1 protein-coding gene is annotated in these 231 nt (G+C 50.2%); it reads left to right on the top strand.

The genetic code is table 11. The annotated features are described in order from the left end of the window. On the top strand, window positions 1–231 hold a 231-nt coding region (locus CHH91_RS19210), incomplete at both ends, for a hypothetical protein (RefSeq protein ID WP_141234261.1).

The following is a 231-nucleotide window of genomic DNA, read 5'->3' as shown; positions in this document are numbered from 1 at the left end:
AAAACGATGCCGAATCTGACGATTGTGGAACGGGACTATACACAAATTTACAACAAATATATTTCACTGGGGCCAGCGCTGGCCAACGGCAAGGTAGGAGCACACGGAGTCAGCTTCCCGGTGGCCGAGGAATACGAGGAACTGAAGCGGATCAACGGCATCTATGAGGATGACACGATCAAACAGGGACTTCCGAAATTGTATACCGCCAGTCATGCGGCAGAGATCATT

Source organism: Virgibacillus sp. 7505, from assembly GCF_002272135.1.
In the GTDB taxonomy this organism is placed as follows: domain Bacteria; phylum Bacillota; class Bacilli; order Bacillales; family Amphibacillaceae; genus Terribacillus.
This window is presented reverse-complemented; position numbering and strand designations above follow the sequence as displayed.